Genomic DNA, 18,996 nt, shown 5'->3' with positions numbered 1-18,996 from the left:
GTCTCCATATAGGAAAAGTTTCACGGCAAAGAGAAAAAAGCATTGACAATTTCTCATTTCAACAAAAAATCTGCAAAATTTCCTAGGAAAGCCACAGCCTCATGTGTTTAGGTCTTCCCCGGAAATGAGCAGATTCAATGATGAAAATTATTTAGATGCTTCTGCTAAAGCAGCATCCATACGCAAACGATCACGCGTTAAAATCGGTTTTAAATATTTGCCTGTATAAGAGCCAGCTACTTCCACTACTTCCTCTGGCGTACCTGTCGCAACAATTGTGCCACCTTTGTCGCCACCTTCTGGTCCCAAATCAATAATGTAGTCAGCTGTTTTAATGACATCTAAATTATGTTCAATGACCAGCACTGAATCACCATTCTCCACAAGGCGTTGTAACACAAGCAGTAGTCGTGCAATATCATCGGCATGTAATCCCGTTGTCGGCTCATCTAAAATGTAAAATGACTTACCTGTTGAACGACGATGTAATTCCGAGGCCAATTTTACTCGCTGTGCCTCACCACCTGATAAAGTTGTCGCAGGTTGTCCTAATTTCATATAGCCTAACCCTACATCTACAATCGTTTGTAATTTGCGTTGGATTTTAGGAATATTTTCAAAGAACACGACAGCATTTTCAATTGTCATATCTAAAATATCGGCAATGCTTTTATCTTTATATTTTACTTCTAGTGTTTCGCGATTATACCGTTTACCATGACAAACTTCACATGGCACATAAACATCTGGTAGGAAATGCATTTCGATTTTAATAATTCCGTCGCCGCGACATGCTTCACAACGGCCACCTTTTACGTTAAAGCTAAAACGGCCTTTTTTATAGCCACGCACTTTCGCTTCATTCGTTGTGGCAAATACATCGCGAATATCATCAAACACGCCTGTATACGTTGCTGGATTGGAACGTGGCGTTCTGCCAATTGGCGATTGGTCAATATCAATGACTTTTTCTAATTCATCCAACCCTGTGACTTCTTTATGTGCACCAGGCTTTACCTTTGAACGATTTAGCTTCTGGGCTAATGATTTATATAAAATTTCATTGATAAGTGTCGATTTACCAGAGCCTGACACACCTGTTACGGCTACAAATAAACCTAATGGTACATCTACTTTAACGTTTCGTAAGTTATTTTCTTTCGCACCTAAAATCGATAGTTTACGACCATCTGGTTTACGACGCTCAATTGGTAGCGGGATAAACTTCTTACCGCTTAAATATTGACCTGTTAACGATTTAGGATTTTCCATTACTTCCTGTGGCGTACCTGCCGCGACAATTTGCCCACCATGCACACCGGCACCCGGTCCAACATCAATTAAATAGTCCGCTGCTAGCATTGTATCTTCATCATGTTCCACAACAATTAATGTGTTGCCGATATCACGCATATTTTGCAATGTACTAATAAGGCGGTCATTGTCACGCTGATGGAGGCCAATTGACGGCTCGTCTAAAATATAAAGTACACCTGTTAAGCGTGAGCCAATTTGTGTTGCTAGACGAATTCGCTGCGCTTCACCACCTGAAAGTGTGCCCGCCGCTCGATTCAATGTTAAATAGTCTAATCCAACATTGACTAGGAAGCCGAGACGCTCTTCAATTTCACGCAAGACGAGTTTAGCAATTTGCATATCCTTTTCAGATAAATCGAGCTCTTTGAAAAATGTATCGGCATCCTGAATGGAATACTCTGTTACTTGGCCAATATGCTTGTCTGCAATTTTCACAGCTAAAGTTTCCGTTTTTAGTCGATAACCTTTACAAGACGGGCAAGCTTGCTGCGCCATATATTTCTCCATTTGCTCCCGTACATAATCGGACGTTGTTTCTTTAAAGCGGCGCTCTACATTGTGCACAACCCCTTCAAACTCAATCATCTGATCTCGCACATTGCCAAATTCATTTTCATAGTGGAAGTGAATTTTATCTTTGCCTGAGCCAAATAAAATTTTATCCATTTTGTCTTTCGGTAAATCTTTCACTGGTACGTCCATTGGAATATCATAATGGTCACATACAGCCTTTAATAGTTGTGGATAATATTGTGAGCTTGTAGGCTCCCACGGTGCAATGGCATGTTCTAATAATGAGCGATCCCAATCCGGCACAATCAGTTCAAGATCAACCTCCTGTGTCGTGCCTAAGCCGTCACAGCTTGTACATGCTCCGAATGGGCTGTTAAATGAGAACATGCGCGGCTCCAGCTCACCAATTGAAAATCCACATAATGGGCAGGCGTGATGCTCGCTAAATAGTAATTCTTCATGTTCCATTACATCGACAAGCACACGTCCTTCTGCTAATCGCAAAGCTGTTTCTAATGAATCACTTAGACGAGCAGCAATTCCTTCTTTAACAACAACACGATCGACCACAACTTCTATCGAGTGTTTTTTATTTTTATCAAGATCAATGGCATCATCTAAATCGCGCAATTCACCATCGATTCGCACGCGGACAAAGCCTTGCTTTTTCAAATCCTCCAGTAATTTTACATGTGTACCTTTACGTCCCGAAATCATCGGTGCCAATAATTGCATTTTCGTGCGTTCTGGATAAACTAATAAACGATCTACCATTTGCTCAATTGTTTGGGACGTAATCTCAATGCCGTGATTTGGACAAATCGGCTTGCCAATTCGGGCAAATAGTAAACGTAAATAATCATAGATTTCTGTTACTGTTCCGACGGTTGAGCGCGGATTACGGCTCGTCGTTTTTTGATCGATTGAAATGGCAGGCGATAGCCCCTCGATTGCATCTACATCTGGTTTATCCATTTGGCCAAGAAATTGGCGTGCATAAGCCGATAATGATTCAACATAGCGACGTTGCCCTTCAGCATAAATTGTATCAAACGCTAATGAAGATTTCCCTGATCCCGATAAGCCTGTTAACACGACTAATTGATCACGTGGAATTGTGACATTTATATTTTTTAAATTATGTGCTCGTGCGCCTTGCACGACGATTTCTGTATTTTTCACAAGCCAATCACCCTTCTGCTTTCAATTCAAATATTGTATCGCGAAGCTCCGCTGCACGTTCGAAATCGAGTGCTTTTGCCGCTTCTTTCATCTCTACTTCAAGAGACGCGAGTAACTTCTCTTTTTCTGCTTTCGTTAACTTCTTGCCTTTCGTTGCCTTTGTGACATACGACTCCTCTTCCTCTGCTACCTGTGTCGCACGAATAACATCCGGAATCTTTTTGACAATCGTTGTCGGTGTAATGCCGTGTTCTTCGTTGTACGCCATTTGAATAGTACGACGGCGTTTTGTTTCCTCAATGGCCTTCTTCATTGAATCTGTCATATTGTCTGCATACATAATGACATGTCCATTAGCATTACGTGCCGCACGACCAATTGTTTGAATAAGCGAACGTTCCGAACGTAAAAAGCCTTCCTTATCCGCATCTAAAATCGCAACAAGGGACACCTCAGGAATATCTAAACCTTCACGCAATAAATTAATGCCGATCAGTACATCATATGTACCTTTACGCAGTTCGCGAATAATTTCAATACGCTCTAATGTCTTAATCTCTGAATGTAAGTATTCCACTTTTAAGCCCATTTCCTTCAAATAAGCAGATAAATCTTCCGACATTTTTTTCGTCAATGTTGTCACAAGTACACGTTCATTGCGCGCAATACGATCATGGATTTCATCAATCAGATTATCAATTTGCCCTTCAATTGGACGCACATCAATTAATGGATCAAGTAACCCTGTCGGACGGATAATTTGTTCCACCATTTCAGGTGTATGTTCAAGTTCATATGGCCCAGGCGTTGCCGATACATAAATGGCTTGATGAATATGGCGCTCGAATTCCTCAAAACGCAATGGACGATTGTCTAATGCGGATGGCAAACGGAAACCATGCTCTACTAGCACACCTTTACGCGCTTGGTCCCCATTGTACATGCCTCGAACTTGAGGTAATGTGACATGGCTTTCATCGACAACGAGTAGAAAGTCTTCAGGGAAATAATCAAGTAATGTATAAGGCGTTGCTCCCGCTTCACGTAAAGTTAAATGGCGTGAGTAGTTTTCGATACCTGAGCAAAAGCCCATTTCACGCATCATTTCTAAATCATAACGTGTCCGCTGTTCTAAACGCTGTGCTTCCAATAGCTTATCTTCTGATCGCAATAGCGCAAGGCGTTGTTCTAATTCTTGTTCAATATTGTCAATGGCTTTTAGCATTTTTTCTTCACGTGTAACGAAGTGAGATGCAGGGAAAATAGCTACATGGTCACGATCTGCCAGTATTTCGCCCGTTAACGCATCTACTTCTCGAATGCGATCTATCTCATCTCCGAAAAATTCGACGCGCACACAATGTTCATCACGAGAGGCTGGGAATATTTCTACAACGTCTCCACGCACACGAAACGTCCCGCGTGTAAAGCTGACGTCATTGCGTTCGTATTGCACATCGACTAGTTTTCGTAGTAATTGATTGCGTTCTATTTCCATTCCTGTGCGAATGGATACGACCAACTCACGATATTCTTCTGGAGAACCTAAACCGTATATACAAGACACAGATGCAATAATAATGACATCGTCACGTTCGAATAGTGCCGAAGTGGCTGAGTGACGCAGTTTGTCGATTTCATCATTAATGCTTGAATCTTTTTCGATATACGTATCTGTTTGTGGAACATACGCTTCCGGCTGAAAGTAATCATAGTAACTGACAAAATATTCAACTGCATTATTTGGGAAAAACTCTTTAAACTCACTATATAATTGACCCGCTAGTGTTTTATTGTGAGCCATAATCAATGTTGGTTTTTTGACTTGCTGAATAACATTGGAAATCGTAAACGTTTTGCCCGTCCCTGTTGCGCCTAGCAATGTTTGATGGCGTTTCCCTTCACGCACACCCTCCACTAATTCCGCTATCGCCTGTGGCTGATCCCCACTAGGCTGATAAGGGGCCTGTAAATCAAATGTTTGCACGCATGTCCCCGTCCTTTCCTTCCAATTTGTACATATATTTTAGCATAGCAGTAATAAAATATCGAATATTTCCGAACGAATGTTTGTTATTTTTGTTCTATTTCGGTTTACACTAGAGGATAAGCTCTATGACTGTCTTACACTCCACTTATACCCATGATTAGATATATACCCTTCCTTTAATCATAGAATTCTAGAAAAATAAAAGATTTTACAAATAAATTAATGTTCTTTGCCTTAATGCAGCAGGCGACGTTTCTAGTGTCGCTTATCGATTTGCAAAAAAAACCGCTCTCCTGCATGGGAGAGCGGGCTTATCCTATTATTCACTTGCTACTTTGTGTAAGGCCTCTAGTTCAGATGCGTATAAGTGAAAAGCTTTTTCATCTCGTTCATCGAGTGTTCTATCTATCAGAACCATTAGCTGTTCTTCACGATGCATACGCTGGATACGATTTAAAAATAAATCTAAATAAATCTCGTTCAATAATTTCTCTGCCTCATCAACCTTTTTTGACTGTCCAACGGCTTTTAGAAAATCTGTGTACGAATAATATTTATCCAACGATCTCACCTCGATCCTTTTCTAAATTATAAGAAAATTTAGATTAAAATGCAACGCTTAACAAATGAAAATCCTCTATTATTTATGAGAATTAAAGCGTAATTTCGAGCAAATTTCTTAGCAATTACTATGGAATAGCTATAACTTTTCGGTTTTTATCTATGGTTTTAAATTTGATTTTAGTTATTTACACTACAAGTAATCAAAGTCAAAAGGAGGCGTTTACATATGGCACCAAATTATGTGAATGGTTATTTAATGTCTTTCAATACTTATTTATTGCAACCGATTCAACATGAATCAAAAATTTTCACTCACGTCATCGACAAGCATAATGAGCTGATTGTGACACGCAAACCTTTACATGTGTTACGCAAATCGTGCATCTCGATGGGTACAACTTACGAAGCCGCGAAATATTCGGCGAAACGTTTTTTTGGCAATCAACACAAACTCCCAATTGTTGTGGCTTATGATTATGGTTTTCCTTGTATCTTTTTACCGACGTATTCACCTCAATCTATTCATAATATTTGGATTGGACTTCATGCCATTTCAAATATTTCTCCAAGTAATGAAGGCTGCATAATTACATTGAAAAATGATATGGAAATTGAGTTACCTATTAAATACAATTCGATTAGTAAACAATTTGTAAATGCATCCATGCTATATAAACATTATATGGAGGAGCGCAAACAACTTCGCCACGATGCCCCATATCATCCACCTTTTTAAAATTGTGTGAGAATTGTTTGCGTGCCTGGCACCGGAAATATTCAGAATTGTTTGGGTGCCTGGCACTTAAAAAGGCACTTAAAAAGGCACTAAAAAACCTCAGAGGCTTGTTTCCTCTGAGGTTTGCATTGTTATCCGATTTTAGAACGTAAATAGGCATTGATAAATGGATCGATATCGCCGTCCATTACTGCGCCCACATTTCCAGTTTCCTCACTTGTACGGTGGTCTTTCACCATCGAATATGGGTGGAATACATATGAGCGAATTTGTGAGCCCCAGCCGATTTCTTTTTGCTCACCGCGGATCTCATCAAGTTGGGCTTGCTGTTTATCAATTTCTAATTGATATAACTTCCCTTTTAACATCGTCATTGCTTTTTCACGGTTTTTAATTTGTGAACGCTCCGCCTGACATTGTACGACAGTACCAGTTGGAATGTGCGTAATACGAACAGCTGAATCTGTCGTATTAATATGCTGACCACCTGCACCTGTTGCACGGTACGTATCAATTTTTAAATCTTCTGTACGAATTTCTACCTCGATATTGTCATCGAATTCAGGCATAACATCACACGATACGAATGATGTATGACGGCGACCAGAAGAGTCAAACGGTGAAATACGTACTAAACGGTGTACGCCTTTTTCAGCTTGTAGATACCCGTATGCATTATGTCCTTTAATCGATAATGTTACAGATTTAATACCCGCTTCATCACCAGGTAGATAATCGACTGTTTCTACTTTAAAGCCGCGTTTCTCAGCCCAACGTGTATACATACGAAGCAGCATGGAACCCCAGTCTTGAGACTCCGTACCACCAGCACCTGGGTGAAGCTCTAAAATGGCATTGTTATGATCATATGGACCACTTAATAGTAATTGCAGCTCAAAGTCACCCATTTTTTGTTGGAATTCTGCTAGCTCATTGCCTAGCTCTTCCTGTAATTCCTCATCTGGCTCCTCGCGCAATAACTCAAGTGTCATATCTAAGTTTTCATGTGTATCCACTAACTCTTTGTATTCATTGACGATAGCCTTCAAGCCATTACCTTCATTAATGATTACTTGTGCTCCTTGTTGATCGTCCCAGAAGCCTGGCTCTAACATCATTTCATCTAATTCCTGAATACGTGCCTCTTTGTTTTCTAAGTCAAAGAGACCCCCTAAAGTCCGCCAACTTATTGGCTGTAGTGTCTAACACGTTACGTACATCTGCTAATTCAATCATTGTTAAATCCTCCGAACATATTTAATGGATAGTACAAGTAAAATCCGTATTATTCTATTATAGCGTTTTTAAGGCGGAAAACATACTTTTTTCAACACAGCCTACATGTGACCAGCAAAAAAATAGTAGTACAAACTATTTTAGCCTGTACTACTCTTCTCTCTGTTCAACGTTACCTAATTGAGCTTACTAAGTAAACTTTTGCGAGCTTCAGCATGAATTTTTTGATCACAATTCTCACATGTCAATCGTCTCTGGCGATTCACTTTATAGAGCTGGTATTTTCTCGTTCCTTCTAAAAGCTTAAATTGTTTCTTACAGCAAATACAAGTCGTTTCATAATAAATCATCAGCTTACACTCCTTAGCATTTATTATTGTCTAACGCTCATCCTGTGTCATTTCATCTTCTAGCTTAGAACGAAGCGCCATTCGTTGAAAAACTTTGACACGATCTAACTGCACAAGTAAATGTTTCGTGCGCTTCTCAAGCTTATATTTTAATAAAAAAGCCCGTTGAATACGGTATTCAAACGCTTTCGGACTAACATCTACGATAATTTCTTGTCCGTTCATAAAGACAACCTTTGTTTCCTTTTTACCGACTGCTATATAATCATCTATATGATGAACAGCAAACCAAATACACTCAGGATGCAATGGCGACTTACTCGGAAACCACAAAATATTAAACGGTTCATGGACAACAATTGGGTTTTTATTGAGCTTACCTAAAATCATCTTTGACCCATCAAAGGCCCCTCGTAAGCTTGAGCCGAAATAGCGGAGATTAAAATCCATTAGTCTCGTAGGAGATAATTTGGAGATATATTGATAGTCCCTTTCAATTACGCGTGTACATAAATTTCCAAAGGCATCATACTCAGGCATATACAACATTGTTTCACTACTCATAATGTCTTGACAATTATAATGCAATGATTACTCCTCCTTTAAATATCATATGAATTAAAAAGGAATGTACATGTTCATTGATTTACCTTATGTACTTCCTCGAGCATATTTATCAGCATACAGTACTCGAGAAGATGTTCTACTAACGCACAAATTCACCTCCCTTTTTGTCAAAGAAAGTAAATTCATATGGAAGTGACTGACTATATATTTAAATAATCTGCTATATTCATTACTTTCATTGAACTAAATACCTATTGTTACAATTATTGTATACCCTCGGTTATCTATTGTCTATTAATTCAGATATTTGTCACCGTATTTTCCTAAATACAGCAAAAAAGACCAACTCAACTTGTCGTTGAATTGATCTTTCTTTATTACGCACTTATTGACCTGCACCGTGACAGTTTTTAAATTTCTTACCGCTACCACATGGACATAAATCATTACGACCAATATTTTCAGCTTTACGTACAGGTTGTTTTTTCGGCGCAGGAGATCCATCCTCTTTCGGATTGACAGCCTGACCTTTGGCAACCTCTTCACGTTCTAAGTTGCTGCGGATTTCTGCCTTCATGGCATATTTCGCTACATCTTCACGAATGGAAGCGACCATATCCTCAAACATCGCAAAGCCTTCTTGTTGATATTCACGTAGCGGGTCATTTTGACCATAGGCACGTAAATGAATCCCTTGTCGTAATTGATCCATTGCATCGATATGATCGATCCACTTCGTATCAATTGAACGCAGTAAAATAACTTTTTCAAACTCACGCATACGTTCTGGTGTAAGTTCAGCTTCTTTTTCATCATAGCGTTGGTGCACAGCGTCGGAAATAAGCGTATTAATTTCTTCAGCAGTTTTACCTTGGAAATCTGCAACTTTTAATGTGCCTTCTTCTAAAAGATTAGCCGCTACAAAGTCTTCAATCGCTTTTAAGTTCCAGTCATTCGGCTGCTCGCCTTGTGTGTAAAGACCGACAATATTATCGATTGTTTCTTGAATCATCGACTCTACAAGCTCACGCATATTTTCTGTTTCTAAAACGTCATAACGCTCTTTGTAAATAATCTCACGTTGCTGACGTAAAACATCATCATATTGTAATAAACGTTTACGCGCATCAAAGTTATTCCCTTCAACACGTTTTTGCGCTGATTCTACCGCTCTTGAGACAACTTTCGATTGCAATGGTTGAGAATCATCCATTCCAAGTCGCATCATCATCGATTTCATATTATCAGAGCCAAAACGACGCATTAATTCATCTTCAAGTGATAAATAGAATTGCGTAACCCCTGGATTCCCCTGACGTCCAGAACGACCACGAAGCTGATTATCGATACGACGTGATTCATGACGTTCTGTACCAATTACCGCTAAACCGCCAATTTCTAATACACCTTCACCAGGTTTAATGTCGGTACCACGACCCGCCATGTTAGTAGCAATTGTAACGGCACCTTTAGAACCAGCATTCGCGATAATTTCCGCTTCACGCTCATGGTTTTTCGCATTCAGTACATTATGTGGAATCTTATGTTTATCAAGCAATTGCGAAATAATTTCAGATGTTTCAATCGCAACTGTCCCTACAAGTACTGGTTGACCTGCCTTATGACGCTCAGCTATATCGGCTGCTACCGCTTTATATTTGCCTTCCATCGAAGCAAAAATTAAATCGGGACGGTCATCACGAGCAATCGGCTTATTCGTTGGAATCGCAATAACGCTCATGTTGTAAATATTGCGGAACTCTTCTTCCTCTGTTTTCGCTGTACCTGTCATACCCGCAAGCTTTTGGTACATACGGAAGTAGTTTTGGAACGTAATTGTTGCCATCGTCATCGATTCATTTTGAATTTCAACGCCTTCTTTTGCTTCAATAGCTTGGTGAAGACCATCAGAATAACGGCGCCCCTTCATTAAACGACCTGTAAAGCCATCTACGATCACAATTTCGCCTTCTTGGACAACGTAGTCTACATCATTATGCATACTGACATGTGCCTTTAACGATTGGTTAATGGCATGATTTAAACGAACATGTGTTAAATCAAACAAGTTGTCGATCCCGAATGCTTTTTCGGCTTTTTCTACACCGGCATCCGTTAACGTAACACCTTTTGTTGATTCTTCATATGTGTAATCTGTTTCAGCACTTAACATGCGGACAAAAGCATTAGACTGCTTGTACAGCTGTGCTGATTTGCCAGCCTGCCCCGAGATAATTAATGGTGTACGCGCTTCGTCGATTAAAATCGAGTCAACTTCATCGATAACCGCATAATGAAGCGGACGTTGAACACGCTCTTCTTTATAAAGCACCATATTGTCACGTAAATAGTCGAATCCTAATTCATTGTTTGTACTATACGTAATATCAGCATCATATGCCGCACGCTTCTCTTCTTTTGATAAGCTGTTTAAGTTTAATCCAACTGACAGGCCTAAGAAATTATACAGTTGTCCCATTTCAGCAGCGTCACGACTAGCCAAATATTCATTGACCGTTACAACGTGCACGCCTTTACCAGTAATCGCATTTAAATAAACAGCCATCGTCGCTGTTAACGTTTTACCTTCACCGGTTTTCATTTCTGAAATATTACCTTCATCAAGTGAAGCCGCACCCATAATTTGCACGCGGAAAGGATACATACCTAATACACGTTTCGACGCCTCACGACTAACCGCAAAAGCTTCAGCACGAATAGAATCTAATTTTTCGCCATCTGCATAACGTTTTTTAAACTCTTCTGTCTTCGCTTGTAGTTGCTCATCTGAAAGCTGTTCCATTTGAGAAGCGAATCCCTCAACTTGGTCAGCGATTTTTTCTAATTTTTTTAACTCACGTTTATTGAAATCAAATAATTTATTTAATAGGTTTGCCATGAATATTTTTCACTTCCTATACGAGTCTCAAATTTCATTTTACCATTGTGTAACAGTTTCATGCAAACTGTGTCCTATAGCATGGAACGAAACATCACAAAATAAGTTCATTTTGCGACCTAATTCTTCCTTTTATGCAAAGAAAAAGCCTCTCGGAAAGGCGAGAGGCTTAGCTTATGGGCAGTTTAGGAACACCTGGACAGCAAGAATACATAGTAAGTTGTGACGCCCTTTTTGATGTTAAAGCTTATCAATTTGGAGTAATAATGTCGCTTTATCTTGTATGTTTATATCATTAGACTCTGTTTCCCAATAAACATTTACAAAATATTGCCCATTCACTTCGACTAAGTTCCATACGTTTTCATCTTGCACTTCAATGACAAAAGTTTGAAAGGGCTCATTGGAATTTTTGCTTTTAAGAAAATACGTTGCAGTATCTCTGTCATTTTTATATTTATCAATGACTTCAATGTTCATTGTAGAGGAGTGGTAAAAAACCTCACTTTTTTCTTTTGCATTATTCCAAAAAACAAAAAGAGCAATGAAAACCATTCCAGTGATAAGCACAAAAATGAGTAGCAATATTCTACTTAATTTCATAATATTCTCTCCTTTTGAAACGTCATTGTAAGATATGAATTGTATCAGGTATATCCATACGGAAGATTACCAAGTTTTGAATAAGCTTCTATAGCGAAATAATTTATATGTAATGATTGAGCCAATTTCAAGGTCATATAGCTAGGGAGAATAATAGACTTCCTTTATATACTATTTAAAACCAGACAATTAGTAATGTAAAGGACTCTGACTATCATAAACATGGATGCATATAATCGATTAATGTCCTCTTCGGCAGACCTTTCCACAAGAACATCCGTAAGTTGCGTTGTACGCCGCGTGTATTCTAGCTATTTTGATTATACTGCACAGCAGTTACGTTTTAAAACATGCAAAAAAGCCGAGGATTAAATCCTCGACTTTCGAATTTTGCCTAGCGACGTCCTACTCTCACAGGGGGAAGCCCCCAACTACCATCGGCGCTAAAGAGCTTAACTTCCGTGTTCGGTATGGGAACGGGTGTGACCTCTTTGCCATCATCACTAGACTATTTACGGCTTTCAAAATACATTGTATCTTGAAATCCTTTTATGAAAGAGTTGTTCTTTCAAAACTGGATAGACGGTTCATTGAATGTTTCAAACATTTTTGGTTAAGTCCTCGATCGATTAGTATTCGTCAGCTCCATGTGTCACCACACTTCCACCTCGAACCTATCTACCTCATCGTCTTTGAGGGATCTTACTTACTTGCGTAATGGGAAATCTCATCTTGAGGGGGGCTTCATGCTTAGATGCTTTCAGCACTTATCCCGTCCACACATAGCTACCCAGCGATGCCTTTGGCAAGACAACTGGTACACCAGCGGTGTGTCCATCCCGGTCCTCTCGTACTAAGGACAGCTCCTCTCAAATTTCCTACGCCCACGACGGATAGGGACCGAACTGTCTCACGACGTTCTGAACCCAGCTCGCGTACCGCTTTAATGGGCGAACAGCCCAACCCTTGGGACCGACTACAGCCCCAGGATGCGATGAGCCGACATCGAGGTGCCAAACCTCCCCGTCGATGTGGACTCTTGGGGGAGATAAGCCTGTTATCCCCGGGGTAGCTTTTATCCGTTGAGCGATGGCCCTTCCATGCGGAACCACCGGATCACTAAGCCCGTCTTTCGACCCTGCTCGACTTGTAGGTCTCGCAGTCAAGCTCCCTTGTGCCTTTACACTCTACGAATGATTTCCAACCATTCTGAGGGAACCTTTGGGCGCCTCCGTTACCTTTTAGGAGGCGACCGCCCCAGTCAAACTGTCCGCCTGACACTGTCTCCTGCCCCGCTAAGGGGCATGGGTTAGAATTTCAATACAACCAGGGTAGTATCCCACCGACGCCTCCTTCGAAGCTGGCGCTCCGAGATCTCTGGCTCCTACCTATCCTGTACAAGTTGTACCAAAATTCAATATCAGGCTACAGTAAAGCTCCACGGGGTCTTTCCGTCCTGTCGCGGGTAACCTGCATCTTCACAGGTACTATAATTTCACCGAGTCTCTCGTTGAGACAGTGCCCAGATCGTTACGCCTTTCGTGCGGGTCGGAACTTACCCGACAAGGAATTTCGCTACCTTAGGACCGTTATAGTTACGGCCGCCGTTTACTGGGGCTTCAATTCGCAGCTTCGCTTGCGCTAACCACTCCTCTTAACCTTCCAGCACCGGGCAGGCGTCAGCCCCTATACGTCACCTTACGGTTTTGCAGAGACCTGTGTTTTTGCTAAACAGTCGCCTGGGCCTATTCACTGCGGCTCTCATGCGCTTGCACGCTCAAGAGCACCCCTTCTCCCGAAGTTACGGGGTCATTTTGCCGAGTTCCTTAACGAGAGTTCTCTCGCACACCTTAGGATTCTCTCCTCGACTACCTGTGTCGGTTTGCGGTACGGGCACCTCTCACCTCGATAGAGGCTTTTCTTGGCAGTGTGAAATCAGGAACTTCGTCCATACGGACTCGCCATCACAGCTCAACGTTACAGTGTGCGGATTTGCCTACACACACGCCTTACTGCTTGGACGCGCACAACCAACGGCGCGCTTACCCTATCCTACTGCGTCCCCCCATTTCTCAAACGGTGAGGAGGTGGTACAGGAATATCAACCTGTTGTCCATCGCCTACGCCTATCGGCCTCGGCTTAGGTCCCGACTAACCCTGAGCGGACGAGCCTTCCTCAGGAAACCTTAGTCATACGGTGGACGGGATTCTCACCCGTCTTTCGCTACTCATACCGGCATTCTCACTTCTAAGCGCTCCACCAGTCCTTCCGGTCTGACTTCAACGCACTTAGAACGCTCTCCTACCACTGACATCGTAGATGTCAATCCACAGCTTCGGTGAATCGTTTAGCCCCGATACATTTTCGGCGCAGCGTCACTCGACCAGTGAGCTATTACGCACTCTTTAAATGATGGCTGCTTCTAAGCCAACATCCTGGTTGTCTGTGCAACGCCACATCCTTTTCCACTTAACGATTACTTTGGGACCTTAGCTGGTGGTCTGGGCTGTTTCCCTTTTGACTACGGATCTTATCACTCGCAGTCTGACTCCCGTGTATAAATATCTGGCATTCGGAGTTTGTCTGAATTCGGTAAACCGGGATGGCCCCCTAGTCCAAACAGTGCTCTACCTCCAGTATTCTCATCACGAGGCTAGCCCTAAAGCTATTTCGGAGAGAACCAGCTATCTCCAAGTTCGATTGGAATTTCTCCGCTACCCACACCTCATCCCCGCACTTTTCAACGTGCGTGGGTTCGGGCCTCCAGTAAGTGTTACCTCACCTTCACCCTGGACATGGGTAGATCACCTGGTTTCGGGTCTACGACCACGTACTAATTCGCCCTATTCAGACTCGCTTTCGCTGCGGCTCCGCCTTCTAAAGCTTAACCTCGCACGTAATCGTAACTCGCCGGTTCATTCTACAAAAGGCACGCTATCACCCATTAACGGGCTCTAACTACTTGTAGGCACACGGTTTCAGGATCTCTTTCACTCCCCTTCCGGGGTGCTTTTCACCTTTCCCTCACGGTACTGGTTCACTATCGGTCACTAGGTAGTATTTAGCCTTGGGAGATGGTCCTCCCGGATTCCGACGGAATTTCACGTGTTCCGCCGTACTCAGGATCCACTCTGGAGGGAATAAACTTTCGACTACAGGGCTTTTACCTGCTCTGGCGGACCTTTCCAAGTCGCTTCATCTAACTCATTCCTTTGTAACTCCGTATAGAGTGTCCTACAACCCCAAGAGGCAAGCCTCTTGGTTTGGGCTCTTCCCGTTTCGCTCGCCGCTACTCAGGGAATCGATTTTTCTTTCTCTTCCTCCAGGTACTTAGATGTTTCAGTTCCCTGGGTCTGCCTTCAAGACGCTATGTATTCACGTCAAGATACTACGCGATTAAACGTAGTGGGTTCCCCCATTCGGAAATCTCCGGATCAAAGCTCACTTACAGCTCCCCGAAGCATATCGGTGTTAGTGCCGTCCTTCTTCGGCTCCTAGTGCCAAGGCATTCGCCGTGCGCCCTTAATAACTTAACCAAGTTATTAAGCCTAAAAAACTTAATTTTAAAAAAATAAATGTGTTTGTTACAATTTCAATGTCGTTTTATCCAGTTTTCAAAGAACAAATTCACTACCTGTTTCTACTTCTTCGCAGATTTGCGACGAAAGCGTAGCGACAGGAGCACAGTTTTGAAGTGTTTCATCTTAATGATGAACCTTCAAAACTGAACGCAAAACGTAATCTTACAAACCCAAGGTTTGTATTCCGAAAATATCCTTAGAAAGGAGGTGATCCAGCCGCACCTTCCGATACGGCTACCTTGTTACGACTTCACCCCAATCATCTATCCCACCTTCGGCGGCTGGCTCCAAAAGGTTACCTCACCGACTTCGGGTGTTACAAACTCTCGTGGTGTGACGGGCGGTGTGTACAAGGCCCGGGAACGTATTCACCGCGGCATGCTGATCCGCGATTACTAGCGATTCCGGCTTCATGTAGGCGAGTTGCAGCCTACAATCCGAACTGAGAACGACTTTATCGGATTAGCTCCCTCTCGCGAGTTGGCAACCGTTTGTATCGTCCATTGTAGCACGTGTGTAGCCCAGGTCATAAGGGGCATGATGATTTGACGTCATCCCCACCTTCCTCCGGTTTGTCACCGGCAGTCACCTTAGAGTGCCCAACTAAATGATGGCAACTAAGATCAAGGGTTGCGCTCGTTGCGGGACTTAACCCAACATCTCACGACACGAGCTGACGACAACCATGCACCACCTGTCACCGTTGTCCCCGAAGGGAAAACCATATCTCTACAGTGGTCAACGGGATGTCAAGACCTGGTAAGGTTCTTCGCGTTGCTTCGAATTAAACCACATGCTCCACCGCTTGTGCGGGCCCCCGTCAATTCCTTTGAGTTTCAGTCTTGCGACCGTACTCCCCAGGCGGAGTGCTTAATGCGTTAGCTGCAGCACTAAGGGGCGGAAACCCCCTAACACTTAGCACTCATCGTTTACGGCGTGGACTACCAGGGTATCTAATCCTGTTTGCTCCCCACGCTTTCGCGCCTCAGTGTCAGTTACAGACCAGATAGTCGCCTTCGCCACTGGTGTTCCTCCAAATCTCTACGCATTTCACCGCTACACTTGGAATTCCACTATCCTCTTCTGCACTCAAGTCTCCCAGTTTCCAATGACCCTCCACGGTTGAGCCGTGGGCTTTCACATCAGACTTAAGAAACCACCTGCGCGCGCTTTACGCCCAATAATTCCGGACAACGCTTGCCACCTACGTATTACCGCGGCTGCTGGCACGTAGTTAGCCGTGGCTTTCTAATAAGGTACCGTCAAGGTACAGCCAGTTACTACTGTACTTGTTCTTCCCTTACAACAGAGTTTTACGAACCGAAATCCTTCTTCACTCACGCGGCGTTGCTCCATCAGGCTTTCGCCCATTGTGGAAGATTCCCTACTGCTGCCTCCCGTAGGAGTCTGGGCCGTGTCTCAGTCCCAGTGTGGCCGATCACCCTCTCAGGTCGGCTACGCATCGTCGCCTTGGTGAGCCGTTACCTCACCAACTAGCTAATGCGCCGCGGGCCCATCCTATAGCGACAGCGAGATGCCGTCTTTCAGTGTTTCACCATGAAGTAAAACAGATTATTTGGTATTAGCCCCGGTTTCCCGGAGTTATCCCAAACTATAGGGTAGGTTGCCCACGTGTTACTCACCCGTCCGCCGCTAACGTCAAAGGAGCAAGCTCCTTCTCTGTTCGCTCGACTTGCATGTATTAGGCACGCCGCCAGCGTTCGTCCTGAGCCAGGATCAAACTCTCCATAAAAGAAATTTGATTAGCTCAAATTGTTTTGCTGGCATCAATTTTGATGTCCAAAAATTTTGTTTCAACCGCTAACGTAAGTTAGCTTAGAAACTATATTGATTACGTTTTGCTTGTTCAGTTTTCAAGGTTCATACCGCGCTGTGTTTCAGCGACAGTAATAATATTATATCAAAATACCATTATGTTTGTCAATAACTTTTTTAAAGTTATTTTTCACTGCCGAAGTGACAGGAATTAAAATATATCATAATAATCTTTTGTCTGTCAACACTTTATTAAATTATTATTTATTAATATAATCGTTGTTTTACGACAGGATTAAATAATATCATGCTGGTTATAGTTTAGTCAATAAAAAATATAAAAAACTTTCCTAGTGCATATGCCAGCAAATCACACAGCCTTTAAAGTGTACCTAAACAGCATTTTGCTTCTATAGAAATGCAACACAACTTCACGCTCTCGGCAACGGTTGAGAATTGAAGTTTATACCTAATAAGAACAAACCAAGCTCTAGTAAAAAAAAGAACCCTCAAAATAGAGGGTTCTTTGACAATTCATTAAGTTGTTTCAATTAAGCCGTATTTGCCATCTTTACGTTTGTAAACGATGTTTGTGCCGTTTGATTCAGCATCAGTGAAGATGTAGAAATCATGGCCTAGCATATTCATCTGTAAAACCGCTTCTTCATGATCCATCGGTTTTAAATCAAATTGTTTAGTTCGTACAATAGAGTATTCGTCTTCCTCTGTTGCAGTATCAGCTGCAGCTTGCGTTATAGCAAAATAAAGTCCTGCACCTTCACGCTCACGGAATTTACGGTTTACTTTTGTTTTATGCTTCCGAATTTGTCGCTCTAATTTATCAACGATTAAATCGATGGCAGCATACATATCGTTATGACGTTCTTCTGCACGAAGTGTTAAGTTCTTCATAGGAATCGTAACTTCCACTTTTGTTTGCTTGTCATTATAAACCTTTAAATTTACGTTAGCATTGGCGTTAACATCTTCGTTAAAATAACGTTCAACTTTTTCGATTTTATTTTCAACATACTCTCGAATAGCTGGAGTTACCTCAATATTTTCACCACGAATGTTAAAGTTTAACATGTAAACTCCTCCTTTATGACTGCTATACATTCTATTTCTACACAAGTGTGTGAAATTCCTCTAAAATAATTCTTTTTTCAATAAAATTTTTATGAATTAATTTTTTTTTGCTTTGCTTCAGCGGTTTCTTTTTTACGACGCAATTTCAGCTCGTCGACAATCAAATCTTCAATAGCGCCCTGATTATTGAAATACACACCGTATTGTTTGCCATTAGCAAATGGACGGCTCCAAATGACCTCTCCATATACGCGAATTTCTCTCGTATCTAGCACAAAACGCAAATCAAGAGGAGCAGGATGGAACCCTAAATCAACCTCTGTAAACATTTTTAATCCCCGCGGACTAATATCCAATAAATCAGCCATCGCAGTTTGTGCATGATTCACTTTGCCATTTTCATATATCGCGAAAGTCATTTGTACAGGCTCTTCAAATTTAAATCGAAAGCCTTCTTGTCGCTTAAATATCATATTCCCCACCCCAATACTTTTCAAACATATAGTTAGCTTGATTATGACACGAATTCACGATTTCCATCTAGAGGGAGTTAGTAACATATTTGTCCATTTCATGACCTAATTTATGACTA

The 18,996-nt window shown here is 41.9% G+C and carries 10 protein-coding genes and 3 rRNA genes; 1 reads left to right on the top strand and 12 read right to left on the bottom strand.

Annotated features, from left to right (window positions below; genetic code table 11):
* Positions 1–147: 147 nt before the first annotated feature.
* The 3 genes from uvrA to ACKVEV_RS20365 all read right to left on the bottom strand — a co-directional run bounded on the left by uvrA (position 148) and on the right by ACKVEV_RS20365 (position 5,564).
* Complete coding sequence (gene uvrA / locus ACKVEV_RS20375) at positions 148–3,012, bottom strand: excinuclease ABC subunit UvrA (protein WP_409368034.1); 2,865 nt, start codon at positions 3,010–3,012, stop codon at positions 148–150.
* 7 nt (positions 3,013–3,019) lie between these two features.
* Positions 3,020–4,999 carry an excinuclease ABC subunit UvrB gene (uvrB, locus tag ACKVEV_RS20370; protein ID WP_409368033.1) on the bottom strand — a complete coding sequence of 660 codons (1,980 nt, stop codon included), beginning with the start codon at positions 4,997–4,999 and terminating at the stop codon, positions 3,020–3,022.
* Positions 5,000–5,321: 322 nt separating this feature from the next.
* On the bottom strand, positions 5,322–5,564 hold the full coding sequence (locus tag ACKVEV_RS20365) for an IDEAL domain-containing protein (protein ID WP_409368032.1): 243 nt from the start codon (positions 5,562–5,564) through the stop codon (positions 5,322–5,324).
* A gap of 228 nt (positions 5,565–5,792) precedes the next feature.
* On the opposite strand from ACKVEV_RS20365, the gene ACKVEV_RS20360 reads away from it, so the two are divergent.
* Positions 5,793–6,302: a competence protein ComK gene (locus tag ACKVEV_RS20360; RefSeq protein WP_409368031.1), complete on the top strand. Its 510-nt coding sequence runs from the start codon at positions 5,793–5,795 to the stop codon at positions 6,300–6,302.
* A gap of 131 nt (positions 6,303–6,433) precedes the next feature.
* Here the strand turns inward: ACKVEV_RS20360 and prfB are convergent.
* From prfB to ACKVEV_RS20315, 9 genes are all read right to left on the bottom strand, one after another.
* Positions 6,434–7,538 (bottom strand): peptide chain release factor 2 gene (gene prfB, locus ACKVEV_RS20355; protein WP_402925583.1). Its coding sequence is split into 2 segments (ribosomal slippage): positions 6,434–7,462 and positions 7,464–7,538, totalling 1,104 coding nucleotides; the frame shifts between segments, so codons are not numbered across the junction.
* 380 nt (positions 7,539–7,918) lie between these two features.
* On the bottom strand, positions 7,919–8,476 hold the full coding sequence (locus ACKVEV_RS20350) for a competence protein ComK (RefSeq protein WP_409368030.1): 558 nt from the start codon (positions 8,474–8,476) through the stop codon (positions 7,919–7,921).
* A gap of 364 nt (positions 8,477–8,840) precedes the next feature.
* On the bottom strand, positions 8,841–11,354 hold the full coding sequence (gene secA / locus ACKVEV_RS20345; RefSeq protein WP_409368029.1) for a preprotein translocase subunit SecA: 2,514 nt from the start codon (positions 11,352–11,354) through the stop codon (positions 8,841–8,843).
* 240 nt (positions 11,355–11,594) lie between these two features.
* Positions 11,595–11,957 carry a hypothetical protein gene (locus ACKVEV_RS20340; RefSeq protein WP_409368028.1) on the bottom strand — a complete coding sequence of 121 codons (363 nt, stop codon included), beginning with the start codon at positions 11,955–11,957 and terminating at the stop codon, positions 11,595–11,597.
* 392 nt (positions 11,958–12,349) lie between these two features.
* Positions 12,350–12,465, bottom strand: a 5S ribosomal RNA gene (gene rrf, locus ACKVEV_RS20335).
* A gap of 101 nt (positions 12,466–12,566) precedes the next feature.
* Positions 12,567–15,494 (bottom strand): 23S ribosomal RNA (locus ACKVEV_RS20330).
* 245 nt (positions 15,495–15,739) lie between these two features.
* Positions 15,740–17,292, bottom strand: a 16S ribosomal RNA gene (locus ACKVEV_RS20325).
* The 16S, 23S and 5S rRNA genes sit together here, the layout of an rRNA operon.
* Before the next feature lie 560 nt (positions 17,293–17,852).
* Positions 17,853–18,404, bottom strand: a complete 552-nt coding sequence (hpf, locus tag ACKVEV_RS20320) for a ribosome hibernation-promoting factor, HPF/YfiA family (protein ID WP_409368027.1) — start codon at positions 18,402–18,404, stop codon at positions 17,853–17,855.
* Between the two features lie 89 nt (positions 18,405–18,493).
* Positions 18,494–18,877 carry a PilZ domain-containing protein gene (locus ACKVEV_RS20315; RefSeq protein ID WP_409368026.1) on the bottom strand — a complete coding sequence of 128 codons (384 nt, stop codon included), beginning with the start codon at positions 18,875–18,877 and terminating at the stop codon, positions 18,494–18,496.
* Between the last annotated feature and the right edge of the window lie 119 nt (positions 18,878–18,996).

The sequence above is a fragment of the Lysinibacillus sp. 38-6 genome (genome assembly GCF_046245175.1).
GTDB lineage: Bacteria > Bacillota > Bacilli > Bacillales_A > Planococcaceae > Lysinibacillus.
The sequence above is the reverse complement of the archived record's forward strand: the minus strand, read 5'-3'. Positions and strand labels throughout refer to the sequence as shown.